We start from the raw sequence: 12,584 nt of genomic DNA, 5'->3' as shown, positions 1-12,584 counted from the left end.
GCCCCAATGACCACACGTGCCGGATTCATCGCCCTCATCGGCGAGCCCAACGCGGGCAAGTCGACTCTCACCAACCGCATGGTGGGGGCCAAGGTGTCGATCGTCACCCACAAGGTGCAGACAACGCGCACGCGTATCCGCGGCGTGGCCATGGAAGGCGAGAGCCAGCTGGTCTTCGTCGACACGCCCGGCCTGTTCCAGCCGCGCCGCCGGCTCGATCGCGCCATGGTGGCGGCGGCCTGGGGCGGCGCTTCGGATGCCGACGTGATCGTGCTGCTGATCGAGGCGCATCGCGGCATGACCGATGGCGTGAAGCGCATCCTCGACGGGCTGCAGGACCTGCCGCGCGGCCGCAAGGTGGCGCTGGCGATCAACAAGATCGACCGGGTGAAGGCCGAGGACCTGCTGGCGCTGACGCAGAAGATGAACGAGGCCTATGCCTTCGCCGAGACCTTCATGATCTCGGCCGAGCGCGGCCACGGCGTCGACGCGCTGCGCAAGTGGCTGGCTGCGGAACTGCCCGAGAGCCCCTGGCTCTACCCCGAAGACCAGATCGCCGACCTGCCGATGCGCATGATCGCCGCCGAGATGACCCGCGAGAAACTGACCCTGCGCCTGCACCAGGAGCTGCCCTACCAGCTGACGGTGGAGACCGAGCAGTGGGAAGAGCGCAAGGATGGCTCGGCCCGCATCGACCAGATCATCTACGTCACCCGCGACGGCCACAAGGGCATCGTTCTGGGCAAGAAGGGCGAGACGATCAAGGCGGTCAGCCAGGCCGCCCGCGCCGAGCTCGAGGAATTCCTCGGCCGCAAGGTGCACCTCTTCCTGCAGGTGAAGGTCCGCGAGAACTGGCTGGAAGAGGCCGAGCGCTATTCCGAGATGGGTCTCGAGTTCAAGGACGGCAATGCCTGAGCCGCGGCTCGCCACCCATGTCTGGGTCGGCGCCTACCTGCGGCGGCTGTCGCTGCAGGACATCCCCGCCTATGTGACTGCCCATGGCGACGACACCGCCGGGGCGGTGATCGTCAAGCTCGCCACGCTCGACGGCAATGCCGTGGCCTTCAGCCGCGAATGGGACCTGATGACCGGCGCGCGCCGCTGGGCCACGCTGGCCGAGGGGCCGGAATACGAGGTCGACGCGCGGGTCTCGAAGCAGCGCGCCTTCGATCCCGACCTCTGGGTCATCGAACTTGAGGACCGTCAGGGGCGCCATCTGCTGGAGGAGATGGACGGCTGAGCAGCCGCCCCAGCGCCACCATCCCCAGCCCGCCGAGCCAGAAGCTCACCCCCAGCGCCACGCACCACAGGCCAACCCCGCCCCAGCCGACCTCATGCGGGTCGATGAAGAAATACGGGTGCCGACCGTCGACCTCGCCGCGGATCAGCGCGTAGCCGACGTAGACCAGCGGCCAGAGCAGCCACCACAGCGCGTGCCGCGGCACCAGCCCCTTCTTCGGTGCCAGCGTCAGCCACCAGAGCACCACGGCGATCGGCACGAAGGTGTGCACCCCCATGTCGGACCACCAGCGGATGCCCTCCAGCGGCCGCGCCAGCAGCCCGTGGTAGACGATGGCGACGATGAGGATCCACAGGGTCACGGCGGTGGTCCACCAGCTTGCCGGGCGGTGCCCTCCGGCGATCGCCGCAAAGGTGATGCCGACCATGAGGTTCGTGAGGATGGTGAAGTAGCGCCCCAGCCGCCAGAGCTCTTCCCAGATCTCGCGGTCCGGCCGCCGCGCCAGCCCCACGTGCACCTGCAGCCACAAGGCGCCGAGCGCAAGCACGGCAATGAGCAGGGCGGTGAGGCGGTGAGTCTGGGTCAATGGCATCTCCCGGGGCCGACCATGCTACTGCAACGCGGAGTTTATTGCGAGATCAAGCGACGGGGCGTCACGTCGTGGTGAAAGTCGGCGAGGCCCCTCGCCCCAGCCTAAGGCAGGATCCCGAGGCTTTCATGACAGGCCGCGCACGGCCGCCCCACGCGCCGCGTTTCACCCAATCAGCGGGGTGATGCCGGGAGCGCACGCAGCGCCACAGGGCGTCGAATGGGCCGCGGGCACGCCTCGGACACCCCTTGCCCCCAACCCGGCAAACTCCGACAGTGCGCGCATGGAATGGCGCGACACCGGCATCCTTCTGACCTCGCGCAGGCACGGCGAAAGCTCGGCGATCCTCGAGGTCTTCACCCCGCATCACGGGCGGCACATGGGCGTGCTGCGCGGCGGTGCCTCGCGGCGTGTCGCCCCGCTGCTGCAGCCCGGTGCGCAGCTTGACCTGACGTGGAAGGCCCGGCTCGAGGGGCACATGGGCAGCTTCACCGCCGAGCCGCAGCGCTCGCGCGCCGCCAATGCGCTGGCGGACCGGCTGTCGCTGGCCGGACTCAACGCGGTCTGCGCGCTGCTGGCCTTTGCGCTGCCCGAGCGCGAGCCGCACCCGCGGCTCTACGCCCGCACCGAGCAGTTGCTCGACCTGCTGCCTCAGCGCGAGGTCTGGCCACTGGCCTACCTGCGCTGGGAAATGGCGCTGCTCGACGAGATGGGCTTCGGGCTCGATCTTTCGGCCTGCGCAGTACGGGGCACCAACGAGGAGCTGTGTTTCGTCTCGCCCCGCACCGGCCGCGCCGTCTCGCGGCAGGCGGCGGGAGAGTGGGCCGACCGGCTGCTGCCCCTGCCCGACATCCTCAAGGGCGAGGGCCCCGGCGGCGACGGCGAGATCCTCGACGCCCTGCGCACGACTGGACACTTTCTCGAGCGCCACATGGCCCCCGCGCTGCGTGATCGCCCTCTGCCGCAGGCCCGCGCCGCCTATGTCGAGCGGTTTCGCCGCGGCGCCGTCTGACCTCCGGGCGTCGAGGCGTCTTTCCCCTCCCGAAAAAGCGCGCTACGTAAGTCGCATGCGCTGGAACCTGCCAAATATCCTCACCGCCCTCCGCCTGATCGCCGCCCCCGGCGTGGCGGTGATGTTCCTGTATTTCTCGCGGCCGCTTGCCGACTGGTTCGCGCTGCTGCTGTTCATCAGTGCCGCCGTGACCGACTGGTTCGACGGCTACCTTGCCCGGCTCTGGGGACAGGAAAGCAAGATCGGCGCCATGCTCGATCCCATCGCCGACAAGGCCATGGTGGTGATCGCGCTGATGGTGATCGTCGGCTATTCCTCGATGTCGCCCTGGCTGGTGCTGCCCGCGACGATGATCCTCTTCCGCGAGGTCTTCGTCTCGGGGCTGCGCGAGTATCTCGGCGACACCGCCGGCACGCTGAAGGTGACCAAGCTGGCCAAGTGGAAGACCACGTTCCAGATGATTGCCATCGCCACGCTCTTTTCACAGGGGGTCTTCGAGCATTATCTTGCTCTCAGCGTCGAGGCGCTGGACGACCAGGTGGTGACCCGGGCGCTCGACGCGGGCGGCGCCGATCCGCACGGGCTGCGCTGGCAGGAGGCCGGGATGATCTGGACCGGCCACCTCGGCCTGACGCTGCTGTGGATCGCCGCGACGCTGACGCTGATCACCGGCTGGGACTACTTCGTGAAGGCCCTGCCGTTCCTGAAGGACGAGACGTGATGGACCTGCTCTACTTTGCATGGGTGCGCGAGCGCATCGGCCTGCCCAAGGAGCGCTACGAGACCGAGGCCGCCACGGTCAACGATCTCATCGAGGAGTTGCGCGACCGCGAAGAGCGCTACGCAATGGCCTTCTCCGACCTCTCCGCCCTGCGCGTGGCGCTGGACCAGGAGCTGTCGGAGTTCGACGCGCCGCTCGCCGGCGTGCGCGAGGTCGCCTTCTTCCCGCCGATGACCGGGGGCTGAGCCCATGGCGATCCGGGTTATCGTGCAGGAAGAGCCCTTCGATTTCGGCGCCGAGGCCGAGGGCTTCGCCGCGGGCCGCACCGACATGGGCGCCGTGGTGACCTTCACCGGCGTGGTGCGCGACGTGTCTGGCACGCTGGAGACCATGGAGATCGAGCACTACCCCGGCATGACCCAGAAGGCGCTGGAAAAGATCGCCGCCGAGGCCGAGGCGCGCTGGGATCTCGGCGAGGTTCTGGTGATCCACCGCTACGGCCGCATGGGGCCGGGCGAACGCATCATGATGGTCGCCACCGCATCGAAGCACCGCGGCCATGCCTTCGAGGCCGCCGAGTACCTGATGGACTACCTCAAGTCGCGCGCGCCCTTCTGGAAAAAGGAAAGCGGCGCCGCCGGAACCTCCTGGGTCGCCGCCAAGGACGAGGACGAGGACGCCCTGTCACGCTGGTGAGCGCTCCGTGGAGAGCGCCACTGTCCTTTCGTCGCGCTTGAGCCGCGGTGCGCGTGGTCATATGATCTGACCAATTCCCGCCTCTCAGGACCGTCTCATGCCCTTCCGCCCCGTCCAGTCCGAGAAACTTTCCAATGCCGTTGTACGGCAGATCGAGGAGCTGATCCTGCGCGGCATCCTGCGCCCCGGCGAGCGCCTGCCCGCCGAGCGCGAGCTGTCGGAGCGACTCGGGGTGTCGCGCCCGAGCCTGCGCGAGGCGGTGGCCGACCTGCAGGACCGCGGTCTTCTGGAAACCCGCGCGGGCGCCGGCATCTTCGTCACCGAAGTGCTCGGCTCGGCCTTCTCCGACGCGCTGATCCAGCTCTTCTCCAAGCATGACGAGGCGGTCTTCGACTACCTCAGCTTCCGCCGCGACATGGAGGGGCTGGCCGCCGAGCGCGCCGCGCTGCACGGGACGCCCTCGGACCTGAAGGTGATCGAGGCGCTCTTCGCGAAGATGGAAGCGGCGCACATGAAGCGCAATCCGGCCGAGGAGGCGCGGCTCGACGCCGACTTCCACCTGGCGATCATCGAGGCCAGCCACAACGTCATAATGCTGCACATGATGCGCTCGATGTACCAGCTTCTGCGCGAGGGGGTCTTCTACAACCGCTCGATCATGTTCAAGCAGCGCACCACCCGCGAGGCGCTGCTCGAGCAGCACCGGGCGATCAACGCGGCGCTGCAGGCGCGCGACGCGGAAGGCGCCAAGGCGGCGGTGCAGGCGCACCTCGGCTACGTCGAGGCGGCGCTCGTCGCCGACCGCAAGGCCGAGCGCGACGAGGACGTGGCGCGGCAGCGCTTCGACCGGGTGACCGGGCGGGGGTGATCGATGTGGCAGGGGGCGCTGCCCCCTCGCCCTCCGGGCTCCCCACGGGATATTTCGATCTGGACGAAGGCCGGACGCGCGCAGCGTGCCGGCCTTCTTGCTGCCTGGCCGCGTGCCGTTGCCGCCTGAGCTCCGTCTAGACGAAAATATCCCGGGGGAGGCCGCGCCTGCGCGGCCGAGGGCAGAGCCCCCATCCGCCCGTCCCCTCCGGCCGACCCAGGCGCCAGGGCGCGCCGGGGCGGGGTCCGTTTCGGTCCAGATGCCGCAGGAAGGGGGGCACGACTACCTTTAGCTGGGCAACAAAAAACCCGGGCGCGAACGCCCGGGCCAGTTGGTCAAAAGCTGAAAGGAAGGAGAAAATCAGCCCTTGGAGAACTCGGGGTAGGCTTCCATGCCCAGCTCGGCCATGTCGAGACCGTTGATCTCGTCTTCTTCCGAGACCCGGATGCCGAAGATCATCTTGAGGATGAACCAGAGCACGATCGAGACCACGAAGGTGAAGATGCCGACCACGACGATGCCGTAGATCTGGGTGCCGAAGGAGGCGTCACCGTTGGTGAAGGCCACGGCGATGGTGCCCCAGATGCCGCAGACCAGGTGGACCGGGATCGCGCCGACGACGTCGTCGATCTTGATCTTGTCCAGGAAGGGCACTGCGAAGACCACGAGGATGCCGCCGATGGCGCCGATGATGGTGGCCGCGCCCAGCGAGGGGGTCAGCGGTTCCGCGGTGATCGACACGAGGCCGGCCAGCGCGCCGTTGAGCACCATGGTGAGGTCCGGCTTCTTGTAGAGAAGCTGGGTCAGGATCATCGCGGCGACAGCACCACCAGCCGCTGCGGCGTTGGTGTTGGCGAAGATGCGCGAAATGTCTGCAACGTCACCCACGGTGCCCATGGCCAGCTGCGATGCGCCGTTGAAGCCGAACCAGCCGAGCCACAGGATGAACGTGCCGAGCGTGGCGAGGGCAAGGTTGGAGCCGGGGAACGGGGTCACGCGGCCGTCCTTGTACTTGCCGATCCGCGGTCCGAGCAGGAGCGCGCCGGCCAGAGCGGCCCAGCCACCCACCGAGTGCACGACGGTCGAGCCGGCGAAGTCGAGGAAGCCAGCCGCGTCGAGGAAGCCGCCGCCCCATTTCCAGGAGGCCTGCAGCGGGTAGATGATCGCGGTCAGCACGATGATGAAGACCATGAAGGGCCACAGCTTGATGCGCTCGGCGAGGGTGCCGGAAACGATCGAGGCGGTGGTGGCGCAGAACATCAGCTGGAAGAAGAAGTCCGAACCGGTCGAGGCGTAGGAATAGTCGTCGGCCGCGTCGGCGGTCACGCCCACGGCTTCGAGAACCGCGGTGCCCCAGACGCCCGAGAGCACGCCGTCAACCGACCAGGTGCCGAGCGGGTACATCAGGTTGTAGCCGATCAGGTAGTAGAAGATCGCGGCGAAGGAGAAGAGCGCAACGTTCTTCATCAGCTGCATGGTGACGTTCTTGGAGCGCACCAGGCCGGCCTCGAGCATGGCAAAGCCCGCTGCCATCCAGAACACGAGGAAGCCGCCGATGAGGAACAGCAGCGAGTTGAAGATGAACACGGTGTCGGTCGAGGCGTTCACCCCGGCCGCGGGGCCCTCATCCTGGGCGAGGCCGAGGCTCGGCAGCGCGATCAGCGCAGCGACCGGAGCCAGCGTCTTGAGAAGTTTCATGTCTTTCTTGTCCCTATCTGTCGTTCCGCGACTCTTCAGAGCGCGTCCGCGTTGGTCTCGCCGGTGCGCACGCGAACGGCCTGCTGCACGTCGAGCACGAAAATCTTGCCGTCACCGATCTTGCCGGTCTGTGCGGTGCTGGTGATCGTCTCGACAACCTGGTCAGCCATGGAGCCAGCGACCACGATCTCGAGCTTGATCTTCGGCACGAAGTTCACCGCGTATTCTGCGCCGCGATAGATTTCGGTGTGACCGGACTGCGAGCCGAAGCCCTTGATTTCCGTGACCATCATGCCGCGCACGCCGATTGCGGTGAGCGCCTCGCGCACCTCCTCGAGCTTGAACGGCTTGATCGTTGCAATGATCAGTTTCACCTTGGTCCCTTTCGGTTCTTGCGGCGCGCAGCTGCGCCCCGCATCTCCTCGTTTGTGCATGGGCAGAAAGCCGCTGCCCGCTCACCATGGGAAGGGACAGCCCCTTGTGCCCATCCGCATGCGCTCCTAAGGAGATCACAAAATGAGCGGAAAAGCTGCATTTGATTAAAATATGAGCCATCTAAAAAGACAAATATGTGACCGTTTCCCGGTCAACATCAGACCTCAAACCCGTTATTCTCCCGCGAAAGACAGATAGGCCGGGCAGGGCGACATGAGTGATTCAGGGCGTGGCAAGGGCCGTTTGGTGGCCGATCGCCGCTATCCCAACGGCGGCGCAAAGGGCAGCCGCAAACCGACAGGCAGCAAGCCGAAGGGCAGCAAACCGACAGGCAATGGTCAGGGCAAGGGCAGACCCGCGTCGGGCGGAGGCGCGTCCGGCGGCGGCAACGGTGGCCGGCGCACGGCGCCGCGCAAGCCTGCGCGCCGGACCGCGAAGAAGCGGAACTTTCTCGTCGCCTTCGTGTTTAGCATCGTGTCTTTCGTGCTGAGCCTCATCTGGCGCATCACTTGGCGGGTGACCGCCGTGGTGGCGCTGCTCCTCGCCCTCGGGGTGGGTTATTTCTATACCAAGCTGCCGCCGGTCACCGAATTGCTGGACGGGCGGGCGCGTGGCTCGGTCACGCTGATCGACCGCAACGGCGCCATCTTTGCTTGGCGCGGCGACCAGTTCGGCGGCGCGGTGACCGCGACCAGCGTGTCCAAGCACCTCAGGAACGCGGTGATCGCCACCGAGGACAAGCGCTTCTACAAGCATTTCGGTGTCTCGCCGCGCGGCGTGGCCAGCGCGATCCGCATCAACCTTGCCGAAGGGCGCGGCCCGCTTTCCGGTCATGGCGGTTCGACCATCACCCAGCAGACCGCGAAGCTGCTCTGCATCGGTGTCGAATACGATGCGAGCGTTTGGGATTCGGAAGCCGATTACGTGGCGGATTGCCGCGAGTCCTCGCTGGCCCGGAAGGGCAAGGAAGCGCTCTACGCCATGGCGATGGAGCTGAAGTACACCAAGGACGAGATCCTCTCGATCTACCTCAACCGCGCCTACATGGGCGGCGGCGCCTATGGCGCAGAGGCCGCGGCGGAGCGCTATTTCGGCAAGCATGCCGCCACGCTCAACCCGCAGGAATCGGCGATGCTGGCCGGGCTGCTCACCGCGCCCTCGACGCTGGCGCCGACCAGTGATCTCGAGCGCTCGCAGAACCGCGCGGCGACGGTGCTGCGGCTGATGGAGGACCAGGGCTACCTGAGCGCCGCCGAAGAGCAGCAGGCGCAGGCCAATCCGGCGACCCTCTCGGAAGAGGCGCAGAGCAAGACCGGCGGATATTTCGCAGACTGGGTGATGTCGACCGGCCCCGAGTTCTTCACCCGCGACACGATGGAGGACGTGGTGATCCGCACCACGCTCGATCCCAAGCTGCAGCGGGCGGCCGAGGACGCGATGAACTCGGTCTACGAGAGCAAGGTCAAGGAAGGCTCCAAGGCACAGGCGGCGATCGTCGTCATGTCGTCCGACGGCGCGGTGCGGGCCATGGTGGGCGGCCGCAAGACCGGCGTGTCGGGCGTGTTCAACCGCGCCACCCAGGCCAAGCGCCAGACCGGTTCGGCCTTCAAGCCGTTCGTCTATGCCACCGCGCTCGAGCTGGGGCATTCGCCCTATGACACGGTGGTCGACGAGCCGTTCTGCATGAACGTGCCGGGCTCCGGCGAGTGGTGCCCGCAGAACTACTCCAGGAACTACAAGGGCAAGGTCACGCTGACCGATGCCCTGGCGCATTCGCTGAACATCCCGGCGGTGAAGATCTCGGAATCCGTCGGGCGCGACCTCGTCGCCAAGGTGGCCACGGGCTTCGGCATCAAGTCCGAAGTGAACAGCTCTCCGGCCATGGCGCTCGGCACCTCCGAGGCTTCGCTGCTGGAAATGACCGGCGCCTATGCCGGCATCCTCAACGGCGGCTCTGCGGTGACGCCCTACGGCCTCGTCGACCTGCGCCTGAAGGGGGACGACGAGGTGCTCATGGGCACCGGCGGCGGCATCCGTGAGCGGGTGATCCAGCCCGAGGCGGCGGGACAGCTGATCTGGATGATGGAGCACGTGGTGGATGGCGGCACCGGCGGGCGGGCAAAGCTGCCCGACCGCGAGGTGGCGGGCAAGACCGGCACCTCGAACGACGCGCGCGACGCCTGGTTCATCGGCTTCACCGCCGATTACGTGGTCGGCGTCTGGATGGGCAACGATGACAACTCGCCGCTGACCGGGGTGACCGGCGGCGGTCTGCCGGCGGAGATCTGGCGCGAGACCATGCTGCGCGTCACCGACGGCACCGAGGCCAAGCCGCTGCCTGCCATCGCGCCGGAGCCGCCGCAGCAGGTGGCGCAGCCGCAACCGCAGCGCCAGCCCGAGCGCCAGCGCCGCGACAACATCATCCAGCAGGTCATCCGCGATCTGCTCGGCGGCGGCTGATGCTTTGGGCGGCAGGTTCCTTCGAAGGAACCTGCAAAAGCCTTCGAAGGCTTTTGGCGTGGGCTTGACCTGAACGCCCGGCGCGGACATGAGAGGCGAAATCCCGCAAAAGGAGCCGCCCCATGTCCGCAGCCGTGTCCGATGACCGCCTGATCGTCGCCCTCGACGTGCCCAACGCCCTCGAGGGGCTCAAAGTCGCCGAAGAGATCGGTGATGCCGTCTCCTTCTACAAGATCGGCCTCGGCATGCTCACCGGAGGCGGACTGGCGCTCGCCAACGAGCTCAAGCAGGAGCACGGCAAGCGCATCTTCCTAGACATGAAGTTCTTCGACATCGGCCAGACCGTCGAAAACGCGGTGCGCGGCATCGCGCAGTTCGACCTCGACTTCCTGACGGTGCATGGCGATCCGCACGTGGTGCGCGCCGCCAAGCAGGGCGCCGCGGGCTCGAACCTGAAGATCCTCGCGGTGACCATCCTGACCTCGCTGGACCGGGCCGACCTCGACGACGGTCTGATGCAGGCGGGCGACGTGGCCGATCTGGTGGTGGAACGTGCCGCCCGCGCCTTCGAGGCCGGGGCCGACGGCATCATCGCCTCGCCGATGGAGGCCGCCCGCATCCGCGCGCTGCCAGAGTCCGAGGGCCGTCTGATCGTCACCCCCGGCGTGCGCCCGGCAGGCAGCGCCGATGACGACCAGAAGCGCATCGCGACGCCCGCCAGCGCCATCGCCGCCGGGGCCGACCACATCGTCGTGGGCCGCCCGGTCTGGCGCGCGCCCTCGCCGCGTGACGCGGCGCTGGCGATCAATGCCGAGCTGGCCTCGCCACAGGCGCAGCGCCCCAACAGGGCATGAGGAACAAGACTTGATCCGACGCGCGCGGGGGGCTAACCAGACGTCATGACACGTCCGATGCCCCTTGCGACTCTCTGGTGGCCCGCCTGACATAGGCGGCCCGACGTATCATGTTTTCAAAAAGGCCGCCGCATCGGGCGGCCTTTTTGATGTACGACACCCCATCAAGTCCCCCATGCGGCGACCTCCCTGACCCGACAGACCCTGTCCAGACACGGAGACCCCCATGGACCAGACCACGCTCACCCGCCCCGAGACCGACGCCGCCACCGCGGCCAAGCCGGTCATCCTCACCGGCGACCGCACCACCGGCCCGCTGCACATCGGCCACTACGCGGGCTCGCTGAAGAACCGGCTGGCGCTGCAGGACACGCATTGCCAGTTCCTGCTGCTCGCCGACACGCAGGCGCTGACCGACAACGCCCATGACATCGGCAAGGTGCGCCGCAACGTGCTGGAGGTAGCCTGCGACTACCTTGCCGTCGGCATCGACCCCAGGAAGACGACGATCTGCCTGCAGTCGCACCTGCCCGCGCTCGCCGAGCTGTCGATGCTCTACCTGAACTTCGTCACCGTCGCGCGGCTCGAGCGCAACCCGACGATCAAGGACGAGATCCGCGCCCGCGGCTTCGGCCGAGACATCCCCGCCGGGTTCCTCTGCTACCCGGCCGCGCAGGCCGCGGACATCACCGCCTTCAAGGCCACCGTGGTGCCGGTGGGCGAGGACCAGGCGCCGCTGATCGAGCAGTGCAACGAGGTGGTGCGGCGGGTGAACGCCACCGCCGGGCGCGAGGTGCTGCCCGAGGCGCAGGCGCTGATTCCCGAGGCGGGCCGCCTGCCGGGCATCGACGGGCGCGCCAAGATGAGCAAGTCCGGGGGCAACGCGATCACCCTCTCGGCTTCCGAAGACGAGATCAGCCGGGCGGTGCGGGCGATGTTCACCGACCCCGACCACCTGCGGGTGCAGGATCCGGGCCGGGTCGAAGGCAACGTGGTCTTCACCTATCTCGACGCGTTCGACGAGGCGAAGGACGAGGTGGCGGCGCTCAAAGATCACTACCGCCGCGGCGGGCTTGGCGACACGGTGCTGAAGCGGCGGCTCGAGGACATCCTGCAGGCGCTGCTGGCGCCAATCCGGGCGCGGCGGGCCGAGGTCGCCTCGGATCCCGCGCAGGTGCACCGGATCATCGCCGAGGGCACGCAGGTCGCGCGCGAGGTGACCGAGGCCACGAAGCGCGAGGTGATGGACGCGCTGGGACTGTTCCGGCTCTGAGCCAGACGCGGAAGGCAGGTCGCACGCAAAGCCCCCCGCGGCAGGACCGCAGGGGGCAATTTTCCGGGCTCTCAGAGCCCGACCGCAAAGGGGCGAGGTCAGCCCTCGGCGTCGACACGCACCTTGACGGCGTCGTTGAGCGCCGCGGCGAACTGCGCCTTGGTCATGTCGAGCTGCAGTTCTTGCTCGGCGTTGAGCGACAGCCGCGATGCGCGCACGGCGGCGTTTTCGATGGCGCGCGTGTCGGCGCCCTCCATCTCGCCGTCGAGGTCGATGACCACGAGGCCGCGCTCCATCTCGGACTTGTGCACCGTGCCGACGATCTCGCCATCGCTCGAACGGACCACGGCATCATTGGTGATCGCCGCGTCGAGCTGTGCCGAGACATCCGCGGCATCGCTGTAGATCTCGTCGGCGCCGACCGCTTCCACACCGGCCTGTGCCGTGTCGGTCGCGGTTTCGCCGATGGCATAGGCGGTGTCGCCGATCGCGTCGACGGCCTGGCTCGCCTGTTCGGTGACGCTGGCCTCGTTCTCGGCCTGGGCGCCGATCGCGCCGGCAACAATCATGGTAAGTGCAGCAGTGGTGGTGGTCAGGAAACGCTTGGGCATGTCCGATCTCCTCCGTCTTGGTTGGGTTCACCCACTTGGGCATTCTGAGTCCCCAATGAGATCCCCCCCGGGTAAGGTTCCAAGATTTCTCGCGAGGGCGGCCACCGCGGCCGCAGGCCCTGCGTCG

14 protein-coding genes are annotated in these 12,584 nt (G+C 67.5%); 10 read left to right on the top strand and 4 right to left on the bottom strand.

Going from position 1 to position 12,584, the window contains the following annotated elements:
* The first annotated feature begins 6 nt into the window (after positions 1-6).
* Together era and LC039_RS15190 are read left to right on the top strand one after the other, a co-directional pair.
* Positions 7-915, top strand: a complete 909-nt coding sequence (era, locus tag LC039_RS15195; protein WP_226625905.1) for a GTPase Era — start codon at positions 7-9, stop codon at positions 913-915.
* On the top strand, positions 908-1,240 hold the full coding sequence (locus tag LC039_RS15190; protein ID WP_226625904.1) for a DUF1491 family protein: 333 nt from the start codon (positions 908-910) through the stop codon (positions 1,238-1,240). The genes era and LC039_RS15190 overlap by 8 nt, the downstream gene beginning before the upstream one ends.
* Here LC039_RS15190 and LC039_RS15185 read toward each other — a convergent pair.
* Positions 1,185-1,832, bottom strand: coding sequence for a Pr6Pr family membrane protein (locus tag LC039_RS15185; RefSeq protein ID WP_226625902.1), 648 nt, complete (start codon positions 1,830-1,832; stop codon positions 1,185-1,187). The two genes, LC039_RS15190 and LC039_RS15185, sit on opposite strands and share 56 nt — an antisense overlap.
* A gap of 280 nt (positions 1,833-2,112) precedes the next feature.
* Between LC039_RS15185 and recO the strand changes: the two genes are divergently transcribed.
* From recO to LC039_RS15160, 5 genes are all read left to right on the top strand, one after another.
* Positions 2,113-2,841 carry a DNA repair protein RecO gene (recO, locus tag LC039_RS15180; protein ID WP_226625900.1) on the top strand — a complete coding sequence of 243 codons (729 nt, stop codon included), beginning with the start codon at positions 2,113-2,115 and terminating at the stop codon, positions 2,839-2,841.
* A gap of 55 nt (positions 2,842-2,896) precedes the next feature.
* Positions 2,897-3,562, top strand: coding sequence for a CDP-diacylglycerol--glycerol-3-phosphate 3-phosphatidyltransferase (gene pgsA / locus LC039_RS15175; RefSeq protein ID WP_226625898.1), 666 nt, complete (start codon positions 2,897-2,899; stop codon positions 3,560-3,562).
* Positions 3,562-3,807 carry a molybdopterin converting factor subunit 1 gene (gene moaD, locus LC039_RS15170; protein ID WP_226625896.1) on the top strand — a complete coding sequence of 82 codons (246 nt, stop codon included), beginning with the start codon at positions 3,562-3,564 and terminating at the stop codon, positions 3,805-3,807. The genes pgsA and moaD overlap by 1 nt, the downstream gene beginning before the upstream one ends.
* Before the next feature lie 4 nt (positions 3,808-3,811).
* Positions 3,812-4,258, top strand: a complete 447-nt coding sequence (locus LC039_RS15165) for a molybdenum cofactor biosynthesis protein MoaE (protein ID WP_226625893.1) — start codon at positions 3,812-3,814, stop codon at positions 4,256-4,258.
* Between the two features lie 97 nt (positions 4,259-4,355).
* On the top strand, positions 4,356-5,126 hold the full coding sequence (locus tag LC039_RS15160) for a FadR/GntR family transcriptional regulator (RefSeq protein ID WP_226625891.1): 771 nt from the start codon (positions 4,356-4,358) through the stop codon (positions 5,124-5,126).
* 360 nt (positions 5,127-5,486) lie between these two features.
* Here LC039_RS15160 and amt read toward each other — a convergent pair whose 3' ends face one another.
* Positions 5,487-6,824 carry an ammonium transporter gene (amt, locus tag LC039_RS15155; protein ID WP_226625889.1) on the bottom strand — a complete coding sequence of 446 codons (1,338 nt, stop codon included), beginning with the start codon at positions 6,822-6,824 and terminating at the stop codon, positions 5,487-5,489.
* Between the two features lie 35 nt (positions 6,825-6,859).
* Positions 6,860-7,198 (bottom strand): P-II family nitrogen regulator, encoded by a 339-nt coding sequence (locus LC039_RS15150; RefSeq protein WP_066103691.1) that lies wholly within the window; start codon positions 7,196-7,198, stop codon positions 6,860-6,862.
* A 274-nt stretch (positions 7,199-7,472) separates the two neighbouring features.
* On the opposite strand from LC039_RS15150, the gene LC039_RS15145 reads away from it, so the two are divergent.
* From LC039_RS15145 to trpS, 3 genes are all read left to right on the top strand, one after another.
* Entirely contained in the window at positions 7,473-9,719 is a 2,247-nt protein-coding gene (locus tag LC039_RS15145) for a transglycosylase domain-containing protein (protein WP_226625887.1), read from the top strand.
* Between the two features lie 122 nt (positions 9,720-9,841).
* Complete coding sequence (pyrF, locus tag LC039_RS15140) at positions 9,842-10,573, top strand: orotidine-5'-phosphate decarboxylase (RefSeq protein WP_226625886.1); 732 nt, start codon at positions 9,842-9,844, stop codon at positions 10,571-10,573.
* A gap of 226 nt (positions 10,574-10,799) precedes the next feature.
* A complete protein-coding gene (trpS, locus tag LC039_RS15135; RefSeq protein WP_226625884.1) occupies positions 10,800-11,846 on the top strand; it encodes a tryptophan--tRNA ligase in 1,047 nt (348 codons plus the stop codon).
* Positions 11,847-11,944: 98 nt separating this feature from the next.
* Here the strand turns inward: trpS and LC039_RS15130 are convergent, their stop codons facing one another.
* The gene (locus tag LC039_RS15130; RefSeq protein ID WP_226625882.1) at positions 11,945-12,457 is read right to left on the bottom strand and encodes a hypothetical protein; all 513 of its coding nucleotides are present in this window, start codon (positions 12,455-12,457) and stop codon (positions 11,945-11,947) included.
* Between the last annotated feature and the right edge of the window lie 127 nt (positions 12,458-12,584).

This window comes from Alloyangia pacifica (genome assembly GCF_020524285.1).
In the GTDB taxonomy this organism is placed as follows: domain Bacteria; phylum Pseudomonadota; class Alphaproteobacteria; order Rhodobacterales; family Rhodobacteraceae; genus Salipiger; species Salipiger pacificus_B.
The sequence above is the reverse complement of the archived record's forward strand: the minus strand, read 5'-3'. Positions and strand labels throughout refer to the sequence as shown.